This window comes from Agromyces luteolus, assembly GCF_009729855.1.
GTDB classification, from domain to species: Bacteria; Actinomycetota; Actinomycetes; order Actinomycetales; family Microbacteriaceae; genus Agromyces; species Agromyces luteolus.
In genome coordinates this window covers 133,898-154,277 of the sequence record NZ_WODA01000008.1, presented here as the reverse complement: position 1 = coordinate 154,277, position 20,380 = coordinate 133,898, and the positions used below count along the sequence as shown (strand labels likewise).

The 20,380-nt window shown below is 71.8% G+C and carries 17 protein-coding genes; 2 read left to right on the top strand and 15 right to left on the bottom strand.

Annotated features, from left to right (window positions below; all coding sequences use genetic code 11):
- Positions 1-59: 59 nt before the first annotated feature.
- From GLX25_RS06590 to dusB, 9 genes are all read right to left on the bottom strand, one after another.
- Positions 60-1,070, bottom strand: coding sequence for a D-isomer specific 2-hydroxyacid dehydrogenase family protein (locus tag GLX25_RS06590; protein ID WP_271192445.1), 1,011 nt, complete (start codon positions 1,068-1,070; stop codon positions 60-62).
- Positions 1,067-1,933 (bottom strand): ATP-binding cassette domain-containing protein, encoded by an 867-nt coding sequence (locus tag GLX25_RS06585; RefSeq protein WP_155841487.1) that lies wholly within the window; start codon positions 1,931-1,933, stop codon positions 1,067-1,069. Before GLX25_RS06585 ends, GLX25_RS06590 begins: the two co-directional genes overlap by 4 nt.
- Entirely contained in the window at positions 1,930-3,624 is a 1,695-nt protein-coding gene (locus GLX25_RS06580; RefSeq protein ID WP_155841486.1) for an ABC transporter ATP-binding protein, read from the bottom strand. The genes GLX25_RS06585 and GLX25_RS06580 overlap by 4 nt, the downstream gene beginning before the upstream one ends.
- Positions 3,621-4,691, bottom strand: a complete 1,071-nt coding sequence (locus tag GLX25_RS06575; RefSeq protein WP_155841485.1) for an ABC transporter permease — start codon at positions 4,689-4,691, stop codon at positions 3,621-3,623. Before GLX25_RS06575 ends, GLX25_RS06580 begins: the two co-directional genes overlap by 4 nt.
- 1 nt (position 4,692) lies before the next feature.
- The gene (locus tag GLX25_RS06570) at positions 4,693-5,784 is read right to left on the bottom strand and encodes an ABC transporter permease (protein ID WP_155841484.1); all 1,092 of its coding nucleotides are present in this window, start codon (positions 5,782-5,784) and stop codon (positions 4,693-4,695) included.
- A gap of 86 nt (positions 5,785-5,870) precedes the next feature.
- Positions 5,871-7,505 (bottom strand): ABC transporter substrate-binding protein, encoded by a 1,635-nt coding sequence (locus GLX25_RS06565; protein ID WP_155841483.1) that lies wholly within the window; start codon positions 7,503-7,505, stop codon positions 5,871-5,873.
- Between the two features lie 227 nt (positions 7,506-7,732).
- Positions 7,733-9,793 carry a DNA primase gene (dnaG, locus tag GLX25_RS06560; protein WP_155841482.1) on the bottom strand — a complete coding sequence of 687 codons (2,061 nt, stop codon included), beginning with the start codon at positions 9,791-9,793 and terminating at the stop codon, positions 7,733-7,735.
- A 48-nt stretch (positions 9,794-9,841) separates the two neighbouring features.
- Positions 9,842-11,134, bottom strand: coding sequence for a deoxyguanosinetriphosphate triphosphohydrolase (locus tag GLX25_RS06555; protein WP_155841481.1), 1,293 nt, complete (start codon positions 11,132-11,134; stop codon positions 9,842-9,844).
- Entirely contained in the window at positions 11,106-12,260 is a 1,155-nt protein-coding gene (gene dusB / locus GLX25_RS06550; protein WP_155841480.1) for a tRNA dihydrouridine synthase DusB, read from the bottom strand. The genes GLX25_RS06555 and dusB overlap by 29 nt, the downstream gene beginning before the upstream one ends.
- A gap of 93 nt (positions 12,261-12,353) precedes the next feature.
- Between dusB and GLX25_RS06545 the strand changes: the two genes are divergently transcribed.
- Positions 12,354-12,839 (top strand): aminoacyl-tRNA deacylase, encoded by a 486-nt coding sequence (locus GLX25_RS06545; RefSeq protein ID WP_155841479.1) that lies wholly within the window; start codon positions 12,354-12,356, stop codon positions 12,837-12,839.
- Positions 12,840-12,974: 135 nt separating this feature from the next.
- Here the strand turns inward: GLX25_RS06545 and GLX25_RS06540 are convergent, their stop codons facing one another.
- The 3 genes from GLX25_RS06540 to recO all read right to left on the bottom strand — a co-directional run bounded on the left by GLX25_RS06540 (position 12,975) and on the right by recO (position 15,262).
- Positions 12,975-13,640, bottom strand: coding sequence for a DsbA family oxidoreductase (locus GLX25_RS06540; RefSeq protein ID WP_166548535.1), 666 nt, complete (start codon positions 13,638-13,640; stop codon positions 12,975-12,977).
- A 63-nt stretch (positions 13,641-13,703) separates the two neighbouring features.
- Positions 13,704-14,528: an isoprenyl transferase gene (locus tag GLX25_RS06535; protein ID WP_166548534.1), complete on the bottom strand. Its 825-nt coding sequence runs from the start codon at positions 14,526-14,528 to the stop codon at positions 13,704-13,706.
- Positions 14,525-15,262, bottom strand: coding sequence for a DNA repair protein RecO (gene recO, locus GLX25_RS06530; RefSeq protein ID WP_166548533.1), 738 nt, complete (start codon positions 15,260-15,262; stop codon positions 14,525-14,527). The genes GLX25_RS06535 and recO overlap by 4 nt, the downstream gene beginning before the upstream one ends.
- A 147-nt stretch (positions 15,263-15,409) precedes the next feature.
- On the opposite strand from recO, the gene GLX25_RS06525 reads away from it, so the two are divergent.
- Positions 15,410-16,156, top strand: a complete 747-nt coding sequence (locus GLX25_RS06525) for an SDR family oxidoreductase (RefSeq protein ID WP_166548532.1) — start codon at positions 15,410-15,412, stop codon at positions 16,154-16,156.
- 23 nt (positions 16,157-16,179) lie between these two features.
- On the opposite strand, the gene leuA is transcribed toward GLX25_RS06525, so the two are convergent.
- The 3 genes from leuA to GLX25_RS06510 form a co-directional block, all read right to left on the bottom strand.
- Positions 16,180-17,955: a 2-isopropylmalate synthase gene (gene leuA / locus GLX25_RS06520; RefSeq protein WP_155841477.1), complete on the bottom strand. Its 1,776-nt coding sequence runs from the start codon at positions 17,953-17,955 to the stop codon at positions 16,180-16,182.
- A 265-nt stretch (positions 17,956-18,220) separates the two neighbouring features.
- Positions 18,221-19,621, bottom strand: a complete 1,401-nt coding sequence (locus tag GLX25_RS06515; protein WP_271192447.1) for an ABC transporter permease — start codon at positions 19,619-19,621, stop codon at positions 18,221-18,223.
- Positions 19,618-20,379: an ABC transporter ATP-binding protein gene (locus GLX25_RS06510; protein WP_155841476.1), complete on the bottom strand. Its 762-nt coding sequence runs from the start codon at positions 20,377-20,379 to the stop codon at positions 19,618-19,620. The genes GLX25_RS06515 and GLX25_RS06510 overlap by 4 nt, the downstream gene beginning before the upstream one ends.
- Between the last annotated feature and the right edge of the window lies 1 nt (position 20,380).

The window sequence follows — 20,380 nt, the reverse complement described above, 5'->3', positions numbered from 1 at the left end:
CAGAGATACTGTAGCAAAGCGAGCGCTGGACTCCCAATCCGAGCCGGGCTCAGCAGACGTCAGTATCCGGCGTCGAGGTCGACGCGGCCGTCGAGCGTCCCGCCGTCGACGAAGGCCGCCACGTTCGCCGCGATCCGCCGGGCGAAGAGCGGCACCGTCATGGCGTCGGTATCGGCGACGTGGGGCGTCACGAGGCAGTTCGGCGCCGTCCACAGCGGATGCCCCGCCGGCAGCGGTTCGGGGTCCGTGACGTCGAGACCCGCGCCGCCGAGCCGACCCGAATCGAGCGCCGCGACGAGCGCGTCGCCGTCCACCAGTCCCCCGCGGGCGACGTTGACCAGCACGGCACCCGCCGGCATCGCCGCGAGCTCGGCCGCGCCGATCAGCCCGCGGGTCTCCCTCGTGAGCGCGGCGACGACGAACACGACCTCGGCCGTGCCGAGGACGTCCGCGAGCCGATCGGTCGTGACGGTCCGGGTCGCGCCGGGCACCGCCGCATCCGCTCGTCGCACGACCGTCGTGCGAACGCGGAACGGTTCCAGGAGGCGCAACAGCTCGACGGCGATGCCGCCCGCGCCGACGATCACGACATCGCCGCCGTACAGCGTGCGGCCCCGCTCGTCGGCCTCCCACCCGGACGCGCGGACGCGTCGCGGGAACTCCCTCAGCACCGCGAGGGCGAGCGCGAGCGCGTGCTCGGCGACGGGCTGCGCGTACGCGCCCTTGGCGCTCGTCCACGCGCGCCCGTCGCCGCGATGGCGCTCGAACAGGTCGGCGAACGCATCGACGCCGGCCCACGGCAACTGGACCCACGAGATCGCCGGATGCTCGGCGAGGATCGCCTCGAGTCGGTCGGCGTCGGCCGAGCTCGTCCACACGAGCCCGCGCGTCGAGCCCGAGAGCGGTTCGACGCGTCCTCCGGCGACGGATGCCGCCGCGACGAACGCCGGGTCGGCGTCGGGCAGGATCGCGATCGGTCCGATCTCCGGCGGCGTGCCGGCCGCAATCCGGGCACCGGGCGCACCCGGCACCGGCTCATGGCGGATCCGGTCGCTCCCCGTCGGGCTCACCGACGCCCGTCGGGTCCGAGGTCGTCGGTGATCGCGTGCCCGTCGTCGATCGCGCCCGCGAGCGCCTTCACGTACGGGTGGAGCGGGTCGTCGAGGACCTCCTCCATCGTGCCGTCCGCGACGACCTCGCCCCGGTCGAGCACGGCGATCCGGTCGGCGACGCGACGCAGCACCGGAAGGTCGTGCGAGATCACGATCGCCGAGAACGCCTGGGCCGCGCGCAACTCGGTGAACAGCCCGGCGACCGCGTCGCGGACGGTGACGTCGATCCCGGCCGTGGGCTGGTCGGCGATGAGGAGCTTCGGGCCGAGCACGAGCGCACGCGCGAGCGCCACGCGCTGGCGCTGGCCGCCGCTCAGCTCGTACGGGAACTTCTCGAGCATGCCGAGCGGCAGGCGCACGGCGTCGAGCATCGTCGCGACACGGGTGGCGAGGGCCGCCCGGTTGTACCGGTGGTCGCGCTCCAGGATCGGTTCGCCGATGATCTCGGCGACCGTGCGGTCGGAGGGCAGCCGCGTGGACGCGTCCTGCGCGAGATAGCCGACGTGGAACCGCAGTGCGTTCAGCTTGCGCCGCGAGACGCCGCGGAGCGGCGTGCCGAGCACCATGGCGTCGCCGCCCGTGATCACCGGCCGGACCTCGCCGCTCGCGAGCACGGGTTCGAACGCGGCCCCGGAGAGCACGCGCGCGAGCGTCGACGCGCCGCTGCCGGCTGAGCCGATGAGGCCCACGACCTCGCCGGGCGCGACCCGCAGGTTGACGCCGTGCAGGGCGACGTGCGCGGCGCTCGGACCGCGCGCCGGGTACTCGACCGAGAGGTCGCTGACGACCACCGGGTAGCCGTGGGCTGCGTCGCGGCTCATCGCCCGGCCTCCTCGCGAAGGCGCCGGAGCTCCTCGCGCCGATCGGCCTGCGCGACCGGATCGGGCACGGGCAGCGAGGCGAGCAGGCGCTGGGTGTACGGATCGGTCGGCGCGCCCAGGACTTCGGCGCCCGTCCCCTCCTCGACGAGCCGCCCGTGGTACAGCACCGCGATGCGGTCGGCGAGCAGGTCGACGACGGCGAGGTCGTGGCTGATGAACAGCGACGCGAACCCGAACTCGCGCTGGAGCTCGGCGAACAGCTCGAGCACGCGCGCCTGCACCGACACGTCGAGCGCCGACGTCGGCTCGTCGGCGATGAGCAGCTCGGGCTCGAGCGCGATGGCCCTCGCGAGGCTCGCACGCTGCCGCTGGCCGCCGGACAGCTCGTGCGGGTAGCGGTCGCCGTAGGAGGCCGGCAGCTGCACCGCCTCGAGCAGCTCGTCCACCCGGGGCCGCGCGTCGCGCGCGTCGACCGCGCGCTCGTGGATCACGAGGGGTTCGGCCACGCACTCGGCGATCGTGAGCAGCGGGTTGAAGCTCGAGGCCGGGTCCTGGAACACGAAGCCGATGCGGCTGCGCGTCGGCCGGAACTGCCGCTCGCGGATGCCGAGCATCTCGTGGCCGAGCACCTGCAGCGAACCGCCCGTGACCTTCGTGAGCCCGGCGATCGCGCGACCGATCGTCGTCTTGCCCGATCCGGACTCGCCCACGAGGCCGAGCACCTCGCCGGGCCGGATCAGGAGGTCGACGCCGTCGACGGCCCGGAAGCCCGCACGGCCGAACCGGCCCGGGTACTCGATCTCGAGCCCCCGCGCTTCGACGACCGGAGGCTGCTCGGCCCAGTCGGCCGGACGGGCCGCGGCGCGCTCCGCCGCCCGCGCGACGCCGTGGCCGACGTACGGCACGGCCGCGAGCAGCGCCTTCGTGTAGTCGGCCTTCGGGTCGGCGAAGAGCTCGCGCGCCGGTGCCTCCTCGACCACCCTGCCCTGGTACATCACGGCCACGCGGTCGGCGAGGTCGGCGACGACGCCCATGTTGTGCGTGATGAGCACGATCGCGGTGCCGAACTCGTCGCGCACGCGGCGCAGCAGGTCGAGGATCTCGGCCTGCACGGTCACGTCGAGCGCCGTCGTCGGCTCGTCGGCGACGATGAGGCCCGGCTCGAGCACGAGCGCCATGGCGATGACGATGCGCTGCTTCTGCCCGCCCGAGAACTGGTGCGGGTAGTGGTCGACGCGGTGCTCCGGGTCGGGGATGCCGACGCGGCCGAGGATCTCGATCGCGCGCTTCCGCGCGTCGGCCTTCGAGACCTGGCCGTGCGCGCGCAGGCCCTCCATGATCTGCCAGCCGACCGTGTAGACCGGGTTCAGCGCGGTCGAGGGCTCCTGGAAGACCATGGCGACATCGGTGCCGCGGATGCCTCGCAGCTGGGAGCCGGTCAGCGAGATGACGTCGTGCTCGCCCGTGCCCGCGCGGTTCGAGAGCACCACGGCGCCACTCGTCGTCGCGGTCTCGGGCAGCAGCCCGAGGATCGTCTTCGCCGTCACGGTCTTGCCCGAGCCCGATTCGCCGACGATGGCGAGCACCTCGCCGCGTTCGACCGACAGGCTCACGTCGTCGACGGCCTTCACCGCACCGGCATCGGTCGAGAACGACACGCCGAGGTTCCTGATGTCGACCACCGTGCTCATCGCTTGACCTCGATCCCGTGCTCGTCGAACGTCTCCCCGTCCTCGAGGCCGGCGAGCCCTCCCGGACCCGCGTCGAGGGTGCCGCCCGGCACGACCGAGGTCTCGGCGACCTCGCCCGCCGACTGCGCGACCCGCCGGCGTCCGCGCAGGCGCGGGTCGGCGAGGTCGTTCAGGCTCTCGCCCACGAGCGTGATCGCGAGGACCGTGAACACGATCGCGAGGCCGGGGAAGAGCGCCGTCCACCAGATGCCGCTCGTGACATCCGACTGCGCCTTGTTCAGGTCGTAGCCCCACTCCGCGGCCGCGGTCGGCTCGATGCCGAAGCCGAGGAAGCCGAGCGCGGCGAGCGTGAGGATCGCCTCGGACGAGTTCAGCGTGATGATGAGCGGCAGGGTGCGGGTGGCGTTCCGGAACACGTGCCGGAACACGATTCGGCGGTTCGGCGCGCCGAGCACCTTCGCCGACTCGACGTACGCCTCCGCCTTGATCCGCACGGTCTCCGCGCGGATCACGCGGAAGTACTGCGGGATGAAGACCACCGTGATCGACCCCGCCGCCGCGAGCACGCCGCCCCAGAGGTTCGACTGCCCGCCGGAGATCACGATCGAGAGCACGATCGCGAGCAGGAGCGAGGGGAAGGCGTAGATCGCGTCGAAGACGACGACGAGGATGCGGTCGAGCCATCCGCCGAAGTAGCCGGAGTACAAGCCGAGTGCGACGCCGATGAAGATCGCGAGGACCACGGCGACGATGATCACCAGGATCGCGGTCTGCGTGCCCCAGATCACCCGCGAGAGCACGTCGTAGCCGCCGACCGTGGTGCCGAACGGATGCGCCGCGGACGGCGGCTGCTGCGTGCCGAACCCGCCGGCGGCGTCGGAGCGCTGCGCGAACCCGTATGGTGCGAGCAGCGGCGCGAAGATCGCGCACAGGACGAACACGAGGAGCATCAGCAGGCCCGCGACGAGCATGCCGCGCTGGAGCCCGACGCTCTGGCGCACCTGGTGGACGACGGGGATGCGGTCGCGCCAGCGGTGGCCGGGGCGCGAAGAGACGGCGACGGCCATGTCAGTACCTCACTCGCGGGTCGATGAACGCCGCGATCACGTCGACGACGAAGTTCGTGAGCGCGACGATCACGGCGAGGAGCACCACGATGCCCTGCACCGCCGCGAAGTCCCGGGACTCGAGGAACTCGGCGAGGATGAAGCCGAGCCCCTTCCATTCGAACGTCGTCTCGGTGAGGACCGCGCCCGCGAGCAGGAGTGCGATCTGCAGGCCCATCACGGTGATGATCGGGATCAGCGCGGGCCGGTACGCGTGCTTGCGCAGCAGTCGCGATTCGGCGACGCCGCGCGACCGCGCGGCATCCACGTAGTCCGTGGCGAGCGTGCCGATGACGTTGGTCCGCACCAGGCGGAGGAAGATGCCCGCGGTGAGCAGCCCGAGGGCGATCGCGGGGAGCACCGCGTGCGACAGCACATCGACGACGATCTCCGGGTCACCGGTGCGGATCGCGTCGATCGTGTAGAAGCCGGTCGGGTTCGGCAGCGTCTGCATCTGGAGTTCGGCGCTCACGCTGGCGCGCCCCGCGACGGGCAGCCACTTGAGCCAGACGGCGAAGACGAGCTTCAGCAGGAGGCCCGCGAAGAAGATCGGCACCGCGTACCAGATGATCGCGAGCACGCGGGCGATGGCGTCCTGCGCCTTGTCACGGTGGTAGGCCGCGTACAGGCCGAGGGGCACGCCGACGGCGAACGCGACGATGAGCGAGTAGAAGACCAGCTCGAAGGTCGCCGGACCGTAGGTCGTCAGCACCTCGATCACGGGTCGGTTCGTGGTCAGGGTCCGGCCGAAGTCGCCGGTCGCGAGCTGCGCGAGGTACTCGAGGTACTGCACGATCAGCGGCCGGTCGTATCCCGCGGCGGCGCGCAGCTCTGCGAGCGCCTCGGGGCCGAGCCGTCCGCCCTGGGCGGCGGTGATCGGGTCGCCCGTCGTCCGCGCCAGGAAGAAGACGACGGTGACGAGGATGAAGATGGTCGGGAAGATCAGGAGGAAGCGGACGAGCAGGTAGCGCCCGAACCCTCCCCCCGCGGCCTTCGGCCTGGGTCGGGCCGCGGCCGGCGCCTCGGATGAGGGCGCGGTGTCAACAGTGCTCATTGGTTCCTCACGGGTGCAGGGAGACGGGGGCGACCCGCGGTAGCAGATCGCCCCCGTCGTCGTGCTGCGACGACTCTAGTCGGGACTCAGCCCTTCGAGAGCGCGGCGTAGCGGAACTTGAACGACGCGTCGAGGGTGTCCTCCGCACCGTCGACGTCGGCGCCCACGACCGCGATCTGCGCACCCTGCATGTACGGGATGGTCGACAGGTCGGCGGCCACCGCGTCCTGGATCTCGCCGATGAGCGCGGCGCGCGCGTCGGCGTCGCCGGTCACCGACTGCTCGAGGATGAGGTCGTTGACCTCGGGGTTCTCGTAGTGGTTGGCGAGGAAGTTCTCCGTGAGGAAGAACGGCGACAGGTAGTTGTCGGCGTCGGAGTAGTCCGGGAACCAGCCGAGCTGGTAGGCCGGGTACAGGTCGGCGACGCGATCGTCGGAGTACTGGACCCACTCGGTCGACTGCAGGTTCACGGTGAACAGGCCGCTCGACTCGAGGTTGTCCTTGATGATCGCGTACTCGTCGGACGACGACGGGCCGTAGCGCTCGGCGACGTACTGGATCGAGATGTCGACGGGCGTCTCGATGCCGGCGTCCTCGAGGCGCTGCGCGGCCTTGTCGGCGTCGGGCTGGCCCGCGCCGTCGCCGTACTGGTCCTTCAGCGCCTCGTTGGCGCCCGTGAGCCCCTCGGGCACGTACGAGTACAGCGGCGTGAAGGTGCCCTTGTACACGTCCTCCGAGATGGCGTCGCGGTCGATGAGGTCGGCGATCGCCTGGCGCACCGCGAGGGCCTTCGCCGGGTCGGCCTCGGCCGTGGTCGCGCCGAACGGCATCGTGTTGAAGTTGAACACGAGGTAGCGGATCTCGCCGCCGGGGCCGTCGACGACCTTGACGTTGTCGTTGCCGCGGAGGTCCTCGATGTCGGTCGCGCTGAGCGTGCGGTGCGCGACGTCGATGTTGCCCTCCTGGACGTCGAGCTTCAGGTTCGACGCGTCGGTGTAGTACTTGACGTTGACCGTGTCGGTCTTCGCCTCGCCGAGGATGCCCGCGTAGTCGGGGTTGGCCTGGTACGCCACGAGGTTGTTGAAGTCGTAGCTCGAGATGGTGTACTGGCCGGCGAACGGCTCGCCCGCGACGATGTCGTCGTCCGACGTCAGCGCGTCGGCGGCGAACACGTCCTCGTCCACGATCGGGCCGGCCGGGCTCGAGAGGATGAGCGGGAAGATCTGGTCGTTCGGCGACTTCAGCGTGAAGACGACGGTGAGGTCGTCGGGCGCCTCGACGCTCTCGAGGTTGTAGAGCAGCGACGACGGGCCGTTGGGGTCGGCGATCGCGACCTGGCGGTCGAAGGTGAACTTCACGTCGGACGAGGTGAGCTCGTTGCCGTTGGCGAAGGTCAGGCCCTCCTTGAGGGTGACCGTGTACTCGTTCTCGGAGGTGAACTCCGCCGACTCCGCGATGTCGGGCTCGACGTCGGGGCTGCCGTACGGCGTGTTCAGCAGGAACGGGTAGACCTGGTTCATGACGGCGAAGGAGCCGTTGTCGTACGAGCCGGCCGGGTCGAGCGCCGTGATCTGCTCGGTGGTGCCGATGGTGAGCGTGCCGCCACCGGACGAGTCCTCGTCGCCGCCGCCGGCGGAGCAGCCCGCGAGGGCGAGGGCGGCTGCGGAGAAGCCCGCGGCGAGCGCGAGGCCGCGCCGGCGGTTCGTGGATGCGGATGCCATATCCGTCTACCTCTTCCTGTCGGTGAGCGCGCGCGGGTTCGCCGCGCCGCGATCGTGTATCTCTCAGAGCTAGCACAGGCGGCTGGTGCTGACACCCGGAGCGGGGGCCACCGGGGCCCGAATGTGACCGTTCTGCAACCTTCGCGGCGGTACGAGCTGCACACGATGAGCAGTCCTCGGATCCGGCATCGATCGATCCGCACTCGGGGCGCCGCCGGGTCACCGCGTCAGTCGCCGCGCAGGGCCCGCCGTTCGCGCTCGATGTCGACCAGCGCGCGCTGGATCATCGCGTACGTCGCCGTGTCGGCCCGGTCTGTTCGCTGGAGCCGGCCGAGCAGTTCCTGCTTCTGGCGCAGCAGTTCGCGGTCGACGAGCGCGCCGACCACGCCGCGCACGTATGCCGTGAGCTCGGTGCCGTCGCGCTGCGGGACGGGCAGCACGGCGAGCTGCTGCACGATCGAGGCGAATGGCGGTGGGACCTCGGCGACGACCCGGTCGACGGTCACGGGCTGCGTGGCCACCGCCGACGGGCGGCCGCCGTCCCCCTGCGTCGAGCCGACGGATGCCGCGGCCAGCACCGACGCGATGCCGTCGCGAACCACGGCGAGCGTGCCGTTGCCGAACCGGCAGTCCACGCCGTGGCGCAGCAGGTCGTGCCCGACGAGGTCGGGGTACTGCAGCATCACCTGCAGCGCGTCGCGCTCGAGCCGCGTCGCCGGGTCGTTCGGCAGCATGGTGATCGAGAAGGGCCGGTCGGATGCCGCGGCCGCGCCGACCTCGGAGGCGCCCCCGGCGCCGCTCGCGACGTGCCCGTCGGGCCCCACGTCGCCCGGTCGCGCCGGTGATCCGGCACCGGGGCCCGCACCGCCCGGCCCTGGTCGACCCGCCTGCTCGGGCCGACGGTCGCCGTGGGCTCGGTCGCGCCGGCGATCGCGCTCCCCGTCGCGACCGTGCTCGCCGTCGCGCGCCCGCGTTCCCGCCGCCCGGACGGCCCGCCCGACCTCGTCGAGCTCCATGCCGAGCATGCGGGCGAGCTCGCGCGTGTACCCGGGCCGGAGCGCGGGATCGCGGATGTCGGCGACGACCGGCGCCGCCGCCCGAAGCGCCGCGACCCGCCCCTCGACCGTCTCGAGGTCGAAGCGGGCGAGCGTCGTGCGGATCACGAACTCGAACATCGGCGTCTTCGTCTCGACGAGCGAGCGCACGGCGCCGTCGCCGCGCGCGAGCCGCAGGTCGCACGGGTCGAGCCCGTCGGGCGCGACCGCGACGAACGTCTGCGCCGCGAAGCGGCGCTCCTCGGCGAACGCGCGCATCGCGGCCTTCTGGCCGGCCGCGTCGCCGTCGAAGGTGAACACGACCTCGCCGACGCCCGAGTCGTCGCCGAGCACGCGTCGCAGCACCTTGATGTGCTCGACCCCGAACGCGGTGCCGCACGTGGCGATCGCGGTCGTCACGCCGGCGAGGTGGCACGCCATCACGTCGGTGTAGCCCTCGACCACGACGACCCGGTGGGTCTTCGAGATCTCGCGCTTGGCGAGGTCAAGCCCGTAGAGCACCTGCGCCTTGTGGTAGACCGCGGTCTCGGGGGTGTTGAGGTACTTCGGGCCCGGGTCGTCCTCGAGCAGCTTGCGGGCGCCGAACCCGACGGTCTGCCCGGTCACGTCGCGGATCGGCCAGATGAGGCGGCCGCGGAACCGGTCGTAGACGCCGCGGTCGCCCTGCGAGACGAGTCCCGACGCGGTGAGCTCTTCCGTGGTGAAGCCCTTGCCCCGCAGGTGCCTGGTGAGCGACTCCCAGCTCTTCGGCGCGAAGCCGACGCCGAAGTGGCGCGCCGCCTCGGCGTCGAAGCCGCGCTCGCCGAGGAACCTCCGCCCGACCTCGGCCTCTGGGGTGCCGAGCTGCTCGAGGAAGTACTCCTCGGCGGCCCGGTTCGCGGCGAGCAGGCGTGCGCGGTTGCCCGCGCCCTCGGCCGGCCCCCCGCCCTCCTCGTAGTGCAGCTCGTAGCCGATGCGACCCGCGAGGCGCTCGACGGCCTCCGTGAAGGTCACGTGGTCCATGCGCTGGAGGAACGTGTAGACGTCACCCGACTCGCCGCAGCCGAAGCAGTGGTAGTAGCCGAGCTGGGGGCGCACGTGGAAGCTCGGGCTGCGCTCGTCGTGGAACGGGCAGAGCCCCTTCATCGAGCCGACGCCGGCGGACTTCAGCGAGACGTGCTCGCCGACGATGTCGGCGATGTTCGTGCGGGCCTTGACCTCTTCGACGTCGCTCTGTCGAATGCGGCCCGCCATGTCGTCAATCCTATTCCGCGGATGCCGCCCGGCGGCCCCGCACGCCCGTCATCGCTGCACGAGCCGTTCGTACCACGACAGCGCGGACTGGTCGGTGAGGCTCGCGACCTGGTCGACGACGACGCGACGGCGCGCAGCGTCATCCGCCGCCGCCCGCCAGTCCTCGGCGAAGCCCGCGTCGAGGTGCGCGTCGCCCGACTCCCAGAGCGCGTCGGCGAGGGCGGTGAGCACCTGCCGCTGCTGCGAGTAGATCGGCTGGCGCGTGTTCTTCGACATGACGAACGCGGCGACGATGCCCTTGAGCACGGCGATCTCGGCCTGGATCGAGCGCGGCACGACGACGTCGGCGTCGAACCGGATGAGGCTCGCGACCGGGTGGTGCGTCCGGGTCGCCTCCGTCGCGGCGTGCGCGAACCGGCCGATGAGCTGGCTCGTGAGGTTCTTCAGGGCGGCCTGGTCGCGACGGCTGCCGGTCCACTCCGAGAGCCACACGTCGAGGGAGTCGAGCCGGTCGAACGCGGCGATCAGCTCGTCGTGGCTGAAGGCTCCCCCGATCCACTCGACCATCGCATCGACGAGCTCGTCGTGGTCGACCCGGCGGCCGAGGGCGGCGACGTCGATGTAGCCGCCGACGATCGCGTCCTCGAAGTCGTGCACCGAGTAGGCGATGTCGTCGGAGAGGTCCATGACCTGCGCCTCGATGCACAGCCGGCGCTCGGGGGCGCCGTGGCGCATCCACTCGAACACGTCGACGTCGTCGCCGTAGAAGCCGAACTTGGTCCTGCCGCTCGGGTCGCCGACGCCCGCCCGCTCGGGCCAGGGGTACTTGCAGCTCGCGTCGAGGCTCGCGCGCGTGAGGTTGAGCCCCAGCGAGCGCCCCTCGGGCGAGAAGACCTTCGGCTCGAGCCGCGTCAGGATGCGCAGGGTCTGCGCGTTGCCCTCGAACCCGCCGATGTCGGCCGCCCAGGCGTTCATGGCCTTCTCGCCGTTGTGGCCGAACGGCGGGTGGCCGAGGTCGTGCGCGAGGCAGGCCGTGTCGACGACGTCGGGGTCGAGTCCGATGCTCGTCGCGAGCTCGCGGCCGACCTGTGCGACCTCGAGGGAGTGCGTGAGGCGGTTGCGCGCGAAGTCGAGCCCCGAGGTCGGGCTCAGCACCTGGGTCTTCGCCGCGAGGCGGCGGAGCGCGCTCGAGTGGAGCAGGCGCGCACGGTCGCGGGCGAAGTCGCTGCGACGCCGGTTCTCGTGCTGCTCGGGCAGGAAGCGCTCGGCGTCGGCCTCGTCGTAGCCGCCGAAGAGTCGGTCGCGCACGCGGTCAGCCGCCGCTCGTGTCGAGCTCGGCATCGACGAGCGTCGCCCGGTCGTGGCCCGCCAGGTCCTGCGAGTCGAGCCAGCCGTCGGGCAGCGACGGGTTCTTCGGCGTGCCGGCACGACCGCGCGGCCCCTCCGCGCCCTCACCCGGGTACGGCATCGACCAGTCGAGCGTGCCGAGCAGGTCGTCGAGGTGCGCCAGCGTGTCGACCGTCGCGAGCTTCGCCCGCAGGTCGCCGCCGACCGGGTAGCCCTTGAAGTACCACGCGACGTGCTTGCGGATGTCACGGCACCCGCGCTCCTCGCTGTCGAAGAACTCGGTGAGCAGCTCGGCGTGCCGGCGGAACGTGCGCGAGACGTCGCCGAGCGACGGCTCGGCCTTGGCCTGCTCGCCCCGGAAGGCCGCGGCGAGGTCGCCGAAGAGCCACGGGCGCCCGAGGCATCCGCGCCCCACTACGACGCCGTCGCACCCGGTCTCGTCGACCATGCGCAGGGCGTCGTCGGCCGACCAGATGTCGCCGTTGCCGAGCACGGGCACGCTCGTGACCGTCTCCTTCAGCTTCGCGATCGCGGGCCAGTCCGCCTGACCCGAGTAGAACTCGCTCGCGGTGCGCGCGTGCAGTGCGATCGAGGCGACCCCGGCCCCCTCGGCGATGCGCCCCGCCTCGAGGTACGTCAGGTGATCGGTGTCGATGCCCTTGCGCATCTTGACTGTGAGGGGGATGTCGCCGGCGGCCTTCACCGCACCCTCGACGATGTCGCGGAACAGGCCGGACTTCCACGGCAGCGCCGCTCCCCCGCCCTTGCGCGTGACCTTCGGCACGGGGCATCCGAAGTTCAGGTCGATGTGGTCGGCCCGGTCCTCCGCGACGAGCATCGTGACCGCTTCGGAGACGGTCTTCGGGTCGACCCCGTAGAGCTGGATCGACCGCGGCGTCTCCGACTCGTGGTGCGTGATGAGCCGCATCGACTCGGGCGTCCGCTCGACGAGCGCGCGGCTCGTGATCATCTCGGAGACGTAGAGGCCGGCGCCGAACTCGCGGCAGAGCCGCCGGAACGCGGTGTTCGTGATGCCCGCCATGGGGGCGAGCACGACCGGCACCTCGAGGTCGAGGTCGCCGATCGTGAGCGGGCGGGCGGGGGTCGTGGTCGTTGGCATCGCCTTCGATTCTCCCAGACCGCACGGCGGATCCGCCCGGCCCGGCTGGAGGGGCGCATAGGATGCGGGCAGGACGACGGTGAGGAGGACGGGATGACGCGGTTCCCCGGGCTGGTCGGGGTCGAGCGGGTGCAGGCGGATGCCTCGGCGCGAGGCCTCGACATCGAGGTGATCGAACGTCCGGCTGCGCGCAGCCTCGAGGAGGCCGCCGAGCTCCTCGGCATCGAGCCGGCCGACATCGTGAAGTCCCTCGTCGTCAAGCGAAGCGACGACACCTACGTCTTCGCGCTGGTGCCCGGCGGACGGAAGATCAGCTGGCCGAAGCTCCGCGCACTCCTCGCGGTGAACAAGCTGCAGCTGCCCGACGCCTCGCTCGCGCTCGCCGCGACGGGCTACGAGCGCGGCACGATCACGCCGCTCGGCTCGAGCATCGACTGGCCCGTGGTCGCCGACGAGACGATCGTCGGCCGCCGCGTCTCGATGGGCGCCGGCGAGCACGGCCGCAGCCTGTTCGTCGATGCCGATGCGCTGATCGCCGCACTCGGCGCCACGGTGGCCGACATCAGCGACCCGGAGTAGCCGCCGCAGGAAGGTCCTATTCGCTCGCAGGAGCGCCGGACCCGGGCACGACGCACACGTCGCCCTCGCACACCATGCCCGGACCGGCGCCGATCATCGTGAACGGCGCCGGCGCGCTGTCCGTCGTGTCGGGGTTCACGCGGCGGCGCCGTCGCGTTCGCCGTCGACCTGCTGGAGCACCTGGGCGAAGACCTCGGCGGGCTGCGCGCCCGAGACGCCGTACTTGCCCTCGAACACGAAGAAGGGCACCCCCTGGATGCCGTAGGCCCGCGCCTGCGCGATGTCGGCCTGCACGTCGTCGGCGTACCGGCCGGACTCGAGCGCCTCGCGCGCCTCGTCGGCGTCGATGCCGAGTTCCTCGGCCCAGCCGACGAGCTCGTCGATGCGGTTCACGCGGCCGCCCTCGGTGAAGTAGGCCTTGAGCAGGCGCTCCTTCATCTCCAGCTGGGCGCCGTGCGCCTTCGCGAGGTGGAGCAGCTCGTGGCCCTTCAGCGTCTTCGTGTGCGCGACGGTCTCGAAGTGGTACTCGAGGCCCGCCTGGGCAGCGACCCCGGTCACGTGGTCGAGCATCTGCTCGACGCGGTCGAGGGGCAGGCCCTTCGCCTTCGAGAGGTACTCGGTCGTCGAACCCTCGAAGTCGAGCGGGGTGTCGGGCGAGAGCTCGAACGAGTGGTACTCGATCTCGACCTCGGGCGCGTCGTCGCCGAGCGCGGCGATCCCGGCCTCGAGGTGGCGCTTGCCGATGTAGCACCACGGGCAGGCGATGTCGGACCAGATGTCGATCTTGATGGGGGAACTCACGGTGTATGCGAACGGATGGTTCGGCACGCGTATTCCCGTATCGGCACGAATCGCGCGCGAACGCTACAGGCCCTCGGGGGCCGACGGGCCATCCGGCGCGTCGACCGCGCCGCCGAAGCGGCGGTTGCGACTCGCGTAGAGCTCGATCGCCTTCCAGAGCTCGACTCGGCTGAAGTCCGGCCAGAGCGTGTCGAGGAACACCATCTCGGCGTACGCCGACTGCCAGAGGAGGAAGTTCGACGTGCGCTGCTCCCCCGAGCTGCGCACGAAGAGGTCGACGTCGGGCATGTCGGGCACGTAGAGGTTCCGCTCGATGAGCTTCTCGGAGACGGCCGACGGGCGGATGCGACCGGCAGCCACGTCGTCGGCGATCGCGCGGACCGCGTCGACGATCTCGTTGCGGCCGCCGTAGTTCACGCACATCGTGAACTGCAGCCCGGTGTTGCCGGCCGTCAGGCGCTCGGCGACCTGCAGCTCGTCGATGACCGACTTCCACAGTCGCGGGCGGCGGCCTGCCCACCTGATGCGCACGTCCCACTCGTTGAGCTGGTCGCGGCGGCGGTGCAGCACGTCGCGGTTGTAGCCCATGAGGAAGCGCACCTCGTCGGGCGAGCGCTTCCAGTTCTCCGTCGAGAACGCGTACACGGACAGGTGCTTCACCCCCGCCTGGATGGCGCCGGCGACGACGTCGAGCAGCACCTCCTCGCCGGCCTTGTGCCCCTCGATGCGCGTGAGGCCCTGCCGGTTCGCCCAGCGGCCGTTGCCGTCCATGACGATCGCGACGTGCCCCGGCACGGAGCCCTTCGGGAAGGCGGGCGGGGTGAGGCCGGTCCAGTCGAGCGGACGGTAGGGCACCGCGTCCTTGTGGGTGTAGGGCTTCGGGGTCACTCTGGGGCCGTTCCTCGGGAGACATGGGAGAGGGAGCGCAGGCCGCGCTCGAGGTGCCATTGGGCGTACGCCGCGACGATACCGCTCGCCTGCCCTCGATCGCGCTGCGAGGCCGCCTCGGCGACCTCCCAGTCGCCTGCGAGCAGCGCGCCGAGGAGGTGCACCGTGCTGGGCGCGATTCGCGCGGTACCTGGTGGGGCGCAGGCGTCGCACACGACGCCGCCGAGCTGCACGACGACCGCGGTGTGCGGTCCGGGCGCACCGCAGCGCGAGCAGTCCTCGAAGCTCGGCGCCCATCCGGCGATGGCGAGCGCCCGCAGCAGGTAGGAGTCGAGCGTGAGGTCGGGGCCGTGCTCGCGCCGCGACAGCGAGCGGAGGGCGCCGACGAGCAGCAGGTACTGCTGCAACGACCCCTCGGCCTCGGTCAACCGGTCGGCGGCCTCGACCATGGCGTTGGCGGCGGTGTAGGCCGCGTAGTCCTGGCTGATCTCGGCGCCGTACGCGCCGATCGACTCGGCCTGCGTGATCACGTCGAGCGTGCGGCCCTCGTACAGCTGCAGGTCGGCGACCATGAACGGCTCGAGCCGCGATCCGAACTTCGAGGCCGTCCGGCGCACGCCTCGTGCGACCGCCCGGACCTTGCCGTGCCGGCGCGTGAGCAGCGTCACGATCCGGTCGGCTTCGCCCAGCTTGTGGGTGCGCAGCACGACGGCGTCATCTCGGTACACGGGCACCCGTCGATTCTCCCACCGACCGCCCTCCCCCGGTCCGCGAGCACGCCGGGCGGCCGGCCCCGGCGAGCATCGAGGTCGGTCCGCGCGACGACGGATGCCGCGACCGGCCGCCGCGCAGCACGTTCGCCGGGACGGCAGAATGGTCGGGTGACCACGTCGTCCACTCCCGTCCTCGTCACCGGAGGCACCGGAACGCTCGGTCGCGCCGTCGTCCGTCGACTCCGCGAGCGGGGCGACGACGTCCGCGTGCTGAGCAGGTCCGGCGCACCGGACACGCTCCGCGGCGACCTCGAGACCGGAGAAGGCGTCGAGGCCGCGCTCCAGGGCGTCGGTGCGGTGATGCACCTCGCGACGACGAGTCGCGACGACACCGACATCACGCGCCGGCTCGTCCGGGCGGCCGAGCACGAGGGCCGACCGCGCATCCTCTACTCCTCGATCGTCGGGATCGACCGCATCCCGCTCGCCTACTACGGCGGCAAGCGCGCCTCCGAGCGGATCATCGCCGAGTCGCGCCTGCGCTGGACGACGCTCCGCGCGACCCAGTTCCACGACTTCGTCGCCACGCTCTTCCGCGTGCAGCGCTTCTCCCCGGTGGTCTTCGCGCCGGCCTTCTCGTTCCAGCCGATCTCGGTCGACGACGTCGCGAAGCGACTCATCGAGCTCCTCGACGACGAGGTGCTCGGGATCGCCCCCGACATCGGCGGGCCCGAGGTGCGGACCGCGCGCGACCTCGCACGGGCGTGGCTCGCCGCACGCGGCTCGCGGCGGCCGACGGCCGCGTTCCGCCTCCCGGGCACCCGGTTCGAGGCGTTCCGATCGGGCGCGAACCTCGTGCCCGGCGAGCCCTACGGGAGCATCACGTTCGAGCAGTACCTCGGTCGCGCGCGCTGACGCGAGCCGCGGCATCCGTCGTCTCAGGCGAGCGCCGGCTCCGCGGCCTCCTCGCGCACGCGCACCGCGCGGAGCGCACGGTTCACGGCGGACACGACAGCCTTCAGCGACGCCGTCGAGATGTCGGCATCGATGCCGACGCCCCAGAGCGTGCGCCCCTCGACCTGGCACTCGACGTAGGCCGCCGCGATGGCGTCGCCGCCGGCCGACATCGCGTGCTCGCTGTAGTCGAGCACGCGCACATCGACGCCCTCGGCCGCGAGCACCGACAGGAACGCGGCGACCGGGCCGTTGCCGGAGCCGTCGGCGTCGACGCGCTCGTCGCCGTCGCGGAGGCCGACGCGCACGCGGACCTCGCCGGTCAGGTCGCTCTCGCTGCGCATGGAGAGCAGCTCGAACCGGCCCCACTTCTCGTCGGGGCGATCCTGCGGTGCGGGCAGGTACTCGTCGTTGAAGATCGACCAGATCTCCTCGCTCGTGACCTCGCCGCCCTCGGCATCCGTCTTCGCCTGCACGACGCCGGAGAACTCGATCTGCAGGCGACGCGGCAGGTCGAGCGCGTGGTCGGTCTTCAGCAGGTAGGCGACGCCGCCCTTGCCCGACTGCGAGTTCACGCGGATGACGGCCTCGTAGTTGCGGCCGATGTCCTTCGGGTCGACCGGCAGGTAAGGCACGGCCCAGGCGAGGTCGTCGACCGAGACGCCCCGGTCGGCGGCCTTGGCCTCCATGGCCTCGAAGCCCTTCTTGATGGCGTCCTGGTGCGAGCCCGAGAACGCCGTGTAGACGAGGTCGCCCGCCCACGGGCTGCGCTCGGGCACCGGCAGCTGGTTGCAGTACTCGGCCGTGCGCTTGACCTCGTCCATGTCGGACAGGTCGACCTGCGGGTCGATGCCCTGCGTGAAGAGGTTCATCGCGAGCGCGACCAGGTCGACGTTTCCGGTGCGCTCGCCGTTGCCGAACAGGCAGCCCTCGATGCGGTCGGCGCCGGCCATGTAGCCGAGCTCGGCGGCCGCGATCGCCGTGCCGCGGTCGTTGTGGGGGTGCAGCGACAGGAGGACGTTCTCGCGGTGCGCGAGATGCCGGCTCATCCACTCGATCGAGTCGGCGTAGACGTTGGGCGTGGCCATCTCGACCGTCGCGGGCAGGTTGATGATGACCTTCCGCTCCGGGGTCGGCTCGAGGATCTCGAGGACCTGGTTGCAGACGTCGACCGCGAACTCGAGCTCGGTGCCGGTGTAGCTCTCGGGCGAGTACTCGTAGTAGACGGTCGTGCCGGGCACGCTCGCCTCCATCTCGCGGCACTTCCGGGCGCCGTGCAGGGCGATGTCGATGATGCCCTGCTGGTCGGTGCGGAAGACGACCTCGCGCTGCAGCACGCTCGTCGAGTTGTAGAGGTGCACGATCGCCTGCTTCGCGCCGCGGATCGACTCGTAGGTGCGCTCGATGAGGTGGTCGCGCGCCTGCGTGAGCACCTGGATGGTGACGTCGTCGGGGATCGCGCCCTCGTCGATGAGGCTGCGGACGAAGTCGAAGTCGGTCTGGCTGGCGCTCGGGAAGCCGACCTCGATCTCCTTGTAGCCCATCTTCACGAGCAGGTCGAACATGATGCGCTTGCGCTCGGGGCTCATCGGGTCGATGAGCGCCTGGTTGCCGTCGCGCAGGTCGACGGCGCACCAGCGCGGCGCGACCTCGATGCGCTTGGACGGCCACGTGCGATCGGGGAGATCGACCCGGATCTGCTCGTGGAACGGGCGGTACCGATGCACGGGCATCGGCGACGGCTTCTGGTGGTTCTGCATCAGGTGCTCTTCTCGCTCTTCGGGGGTTTCAGCCGACGACGAACTCCGCAGCGAGGGAGGCCTGTGAACTAGGACTCGCTGCGGCAGCTAAGGAGAAGCACGCCGTGAAGCACGGACCTAGGCTAACACCGCGCGCGCGGGCGAGCGCAACCATGACGGCGACGGATGCCGCGGGCGGCGGTCCCGCGGGCGGCGCGACGGGGCGGGTGCCGCCCCCCATGGCCCGGCACCCGCCCCGCGGCATCCGCTCGCGTCTCTCAGTCGATCATTCGATCGCGAGGGCGGCGACCGGCGAGACCGCCGTCGCCCGGCGCGACGGCGCGAGCGACGCGACGAGCGTCAGGACGCCCGCCGCGACGATCAGCACCCCGACCACGCCCCACGGGATCGAGGGCAGGATGACGAGCGGCTCGCCCTGCACGCTCCCGAGCAGCGACTGCGCGCCCGCCCAGCCGTAGAACGTGCCGAGCACGAGCCCCGTCACCGTCGCGGCGGCCGTGAGCGCTGTGCTCTCGGCGAGCACCATCGCTCGGAGCTGCCGGCGTTCGAAGCCGAGCGCGCGGAGCAGCCCGAGCTCGCGCGTCCGCTGCAGCACGCTCAGCGACAGCGTGTTGACGAGCCCGACCGCGGCGATGAGCGCGCTGAACCCGACGAGGATCCCGAACACGGCCACCGTCGCGGACACCATCTGCTCGATGCCCGCACGCAGGTCCGGTCGATCCTCGGTCGCCGCGAACAGCAGGTCGCGGTACGACTCCATCGCGACGGCGAACATGGTGACGAGCGTCACGCCGATGACGAGTCCGATGGTCATGCGCGAGCTCCGCTCCGGATGGCGCACGGCGTTCTCCGCGGCGAGGCGCGCCGACGGCGAGGTGCCGAGCGCCCGCCCGACCAGCCGCAGGATCGGCGGCATGACGACGTGCGCGCCGAGCACGATGCCGGTGAACGACAGCACCCCGCCGAGGAGCCCCACGAGGACCCCGAGCGGCGTGACGAGCCCGAGCGCGACGCCGAGGAGGAGGAGCAGCGTGCCGACCGTCGCGAGGGTCGCGGCGGTCGCGGTCCGTCCTCGGCGACCCGCCAGCTCCTCCTGGGAACGCGCCGCGGCGTTGCCGAGCGCCTCGGACGGACGGACGGCGAGGACGCGCCGCGAACCCGCCCACGCGGCGAGCCAGGTGATCAGCACGGCGACGATCGCCGGCGACAGCACCACGGGGTCGGCCCACGCGTGGTCGACGCGCGGCAGCACGTCGGCGGCCGCGGCCCACTCGGCGAGGCCGATCGCGACGAGCGTGCCGACGACGAGTCCGAGCACGGCGCCGATCGCGCCGATCGCGAGGCCCTCCCGCGCGATCGCACCGCGCTGCGCGCGGGCGGTCGAACCGAGCAGGCGCAGCAGCGCGATCTGCCGGGTCCGACCGGCGACGACCGTCGCGACCGTGTTGGCCGTGACGATGCCGCTCACGTAGACCGCGATGACGATGAACACCCACGCGACGATCGCGAGCATCAGGGCGGCCGTGCCGCTGGAGCCCGTCACGTCGTCGGCCCGCATGGCCGAGCCGAGGTAGCCGGTCACCTGGAGCAGCGCAACCCCGAACGCCGACGCGATCGTCGCGACGAGGAGCGTCGGTCCCTGACCGCTGCGGAGGCGCCCGATCACGCGGCCCGCTCCATCGAGAGCATGTAGGTCGCGATCTCCTCGGCGCTCGTGCGCTGTGCGTCGCGCACGATCCGGCCGTCGGCGAGGAAGAGGATGCGATCCGCGTGGCTCGCGGCGATCGGGTCGTGCGTGACCATGGCGATCGACTGGCCGTGCGTGCGGCTCGCGTCGGCGAGGATCTCGAGCACCTCCCGCCCGGTGCGCGAGTCGAGGTTGCCGGTCGGTTCGTCGGCGAACACGAGGTCGGGGCGGGTCGCGAGCGCCCGCGCGGTCGCCACGCGCTGCTGCTGCCCTCCCGAGAGCTCGTGCGGCCGGTGCCGCAGCCGATCGGCGAGGCCGAGCCGCTCGACGAGGCCGTCGATCAGGGCGCGCTCCTCGCGCGTCGGCCGCCGACCGTCGAGCTCGAACGGCAGCAGCACGTTGCCGAGGGCGTCGAGCGTCGGCACGAGGTTGAACGCCTGGAACACGAAGCCGACGCGGCGGCGGCGCAGCACGGTCAGCGCGCCGTCCGGCAGCTCGGTGATCTCGGTGTCGCCGAGCCACACCCGGCCCGTCGTGGCCGAGTCGAGCCCCGCCATGATGTGCATGAGCGTGGACTTCCCCGAGCCCGACGGACCCATGATCGCGGTGAACTCGCCGCGGCGGAGGCCGAGCGAGACGTCCTCGAGCGCGGTGACGGCACCGGCGCCCGTTCCGTAGTGCTTGCCGAGGCCGGCGACGCGGGCGACGAGCCCGAGGTCTGAGGGTTGGATCTCCATG